This is a genomic window from Micrococcus sp. GbtcB5, from assembly GCF_019091605.1.
GTDB lineage: Bacteria > Actinomycetota > Actinomycetes > Actinomycetales > Micrococcaceae > Micrococcus > Micrococcus luteus.
In genome coordinates, this window is record NZ_JAGXJK010000229.1 from 1 (window position 1) to 264 (window position 264).

A 264-nucleotide genomic window follows, 5' to 3' on the forward strand; every position below is an offset into this window, starting at 1 on the left:
GGATACATCAGCGATAAGACGAAGTCCCGCATTCGCCTGCGCCGCCTGGAAGGCCAAATCCGCGGCATCGATCGGATGGTCGACGAGGACCGCTACTGCATCGACATCCTCACCCAGATCTCCGCAGTCACCAGGGCACTCGAAAACGTCGCCCTCGGCCTGCTCGACGATCACCTCAAGCATTGCGTCCTCGACGCCGCACTCGCCGGCCGACCAGTCAGCGAGCAGAGGCTCGGGGAGGCGTCCGAGGCCATCGCCCGCCTC

General features: G+C 65.2%; 1 protein-coding gene. It reads left to right on the plus strand.

Annotation, left to right across the window (positions count from 1 at the left end):
- A partial coding sequence (locus KVS67_RS12155; protein WP_254629369.1) for a metal-sensitive transcriptional regulator occupies positions 1-264 on the plus strand: 264 nt, incomplete at both ends.